This window comes from Aquabacterium sp. (assembly GCF_029946005.1).
In the GTDB taxonomy this organism is placed as follows: domain Bacteria; phylum Pseudomonadota; class Gammaproteobacteria; order Burkholderiales; family Burkholderiaceae_C; genus Aquabacterium.
The window spans coordinates 1-3,143 of the sequence record NZ_JAQSDR010000021.1 but is presented as its reverse complement, the minus strand read 5'-3'; the positions used below and the strand labels follow the sequence as shown (position 1 = coordinate 3,143).

General features: G+C 49.1%; 1 protein-coding gene. It reads left to right on the top strand.

From position 1 onward, the window contains the following. On the top strand, positions 1-2,122 hold a 2,122-nt coding region (locus PSV38_RS12930), incomplete at its 5' end, for a calcium-binding protein (protein ID WP_300548031.1). Positions 2,123-3,143: the final 1,021 nt, after the last annotated feature.

Sequence of the window (3,143 nt, the reverse complement as noted above, 5' to 3'; positions counted from 1 at the left end):
TAAGGTGGCTAGTGCTGAAGCTTATGCGTTGGTGGCTGGGAATGTGGCTAATGTTGGCTTTGGTGTTGTAGATCCTAATGTTGGGCAGACTTTTACGTTGACTACAGGTGTGGACAACTTGGTCGGTACAGCTGGTAACGATACGTTCATCGGTGCTGAAACCACATACACTGACTCACTTACCCCAGTGCTGTCAGGCACGTTCTCAGTTCTTGATAATGTCAACGGTGGCGCTGGTACTGATACACTGAATCTTGCTATTCAAGGTGGTGGCGGGACGTACACTACTGGCGCGATTGCTGGCGCAACGATTTCCGGTGTTGAAGTTTTGAACATCCGTGCGATTCAAGCTGAAGCCGCAGATATCATTACGCTCAATGCGTCCACGATTTCCGGCCTGACCAACGTCAATGCTGACCGTGCTACAAGCACTGTTACTGTCACAAACCTGGCAAGTGGCGCGCAAGCCGGCATGATTGGTAATGCTTCGGTTGTTAATGGTGCTTTAAATGCAGGCTGGGTAGCTGCTGCAACTACTGCAACTTTGAATGTTTCTGGCGGCACTACGGCCGGTAACGTTGTACTGACAGGCACTGGCGTAACTTCTACAGTCATTAACTCTACAGGTTCCGTAGCAAACACCATCGGTACTTTGGCTGCCCCAGCCACGTCGACATCATTGAAAATTGTCGCCGATGCTGGCTTGACTACCGGCGCAATTACTGCTGCTGCCGCAACCTCAATTACCGTGAGTGGTACGGCTTCAAGCGGTACAGCCACCACTGCCGCTGGTGAAGCTACTTCAGCTGTTCGTATTGGTACAGCACCTGCCACAGTAACAACTATTGACGCTTCCGGCCTGACCGCAGGCGGCGTAGCTGTTACGCTGACTACTGGTGTTACATCCTTCAAGGGTGGCTTGGGCAATGACGCAGTAACTACTGCAGCTTTGACTTCCACAACAGCATCAATCATTGATGCTGGTGCAGGTACGGCTGACGTCCTTACTGTTGCTAATGCTACGCATGTTGATAGCGCTCTTAAAGCTAACCAGTACGCAAACTTTGAAGTGCTGGATGCAGGCGCTGTTGCAGTTAATACAGCTTTGTTCACGAACTCAACAATCACCGCTTTGAAAATTGGCGGCAGTACTACAGCCATTCTGAGCGGTCTGAACGCAGCTCAAGCCGGTGCTATTACTGCATACGGCGATGCCAATGCGGTCTACACTGTGACAGGTGCTTCTACGGTGGGTCAACTCGACACGCTCAAAATCACTGCTGATGATGGCTTGACTGCAACTAACCTCATTACGCTTGCTAACATCCAAGCTGCTGGTGTTGAAACAATCAACCTGGTCGCTAATGACACACTCGCCGTGACCACCTTGGTTGGTGCAACTGCAATGACCAGCATGAATCTGACTGGTACAAAGGCCATTACCATTACGACTAACGGATTGGTTTTGAATGTCAATACTGTAATTGATGCAACAGCTGCCACTGGTGCGGTAACGTTTGATGCGACTCTCGGTGCAACCAACGGCATTGCAATTAAGGGTTCACTCACAGGCGTTAATACGCTGACTGGTACTGCTCAAGCAGATACCATCACCGGCGGTGCTGGCAATGACATCTTGGTTGGTGGCGCTGGTAACGACACTATCAACGGCGGTGCAGGTAACGACATCATCACTGGTGGCGCTGGTGCAGACATAATCAACGTTGGCACAGGCACAGACACCATCGTGTTGTCTGCTGTAGCACAAACATACAGTGCGGCAACTGCTGCGACCATCGTGTCCGGCACTACGGTGCTGACTGGCATTGATGTGGTGACAGGCATGAGCGCAGGTGACGTTATTAGCACCGCTGGTGTTTCTAATACGTTCGCTGGTGCTGCGGCAACAACGATTGCCGGAGCATCGGGAATTGTTGAAGCGTTGGTTCGCGGTAATTTCGCAGTAGCGACCAACATCTGGACCACATCGGCTACTGGTACGGATACGTTGTTTGTATATGACATCGACGGCGCTGGTGCCAACACCGTTGTAGAAGCAGTTGTTCTGGTTGGCGTCGTAGCTACAGGTACTGCTGCGGCTGGTTTGTTGACACTCGCCTAATCTCCCCCGGAGACACCGGAGCGGGACGGGGTATATACCCCGTCCCAAACGTTTCGAACAACCTTCAGGTTAATCGAAAACTAAACGAACCGCCCTTGAGAAACCTTGGGCGGTTTTTTTATGTCTTGAAAAAATGAAGAAAAAAGGGGTCAGGTTACATTAAATCCCACAAAGAAACAAAGGGGTCAGGTTACATTAAATCCCTCCCTTTTCTCCTTTTTCCCTCAAAAAAAAACAAAGGGGTCAGGTTACAAAAAACAAAGGGGTCAGGTTACATTAAATCCCTCCCTTTGTCTCGTTCCCAAGCTCTAGCTTGGGAATGCCTACCTTCAAGCTCTGCTTGGTAGCACTGGGTAAGGTTCACGGATGACCTGAAACAACCGCTCATTCCTTCGGGGATGGGCGGTTTTTTTATGCCCCGAAGAAAAAACGGGGTGTGCGGCCGAGAAAAAAGCAACAAAGGGGTCAGGTCTTGACTCTTTCCCCTTTCCTTTCCCCCACAAACAAAAACAACAAAGGGGTCAGGTTACATTAAATCCCTCCCTTTTCTCCTTTTTCCCTCGTCCTTCCGAAATCACAAACAAAGGGGTCAGGTTACATTAAATCCCTCCCTTTTCTCCTTTTTCCCTCCACAAAACAAAGGGGTCAGGTTACATTAAATCCCTCCCTTTTCCTCAAAAGGCAACAAAGGGGTCAGGTTACATTAAATCCCAAACAACAAAGGCAACAACAAAGGTAAAACAAAGGGGTCAGGTTACATTAAATCCCTCCCTTTTCTCCTTTTTCCCGAAACAAAGGCGCGAAACAAAGGGGTCAGGTTACATTAAATCCCTCCCTTTTCTCCTTTTTCCCCAACGAACACAAAAACAAAGGGGTCAAAAACAAAGGGGTCAGGTTACATTAAATCCCTCCCTTTTCCTCAAAACAAAAGAAAAAAGGGGTCAGGTTACATTAAATCCCACTGGAAAACAAAGGGGTCAGGTTACATTAAATCCCTCCCTTTTCTCCTTTTTCCCTCGTC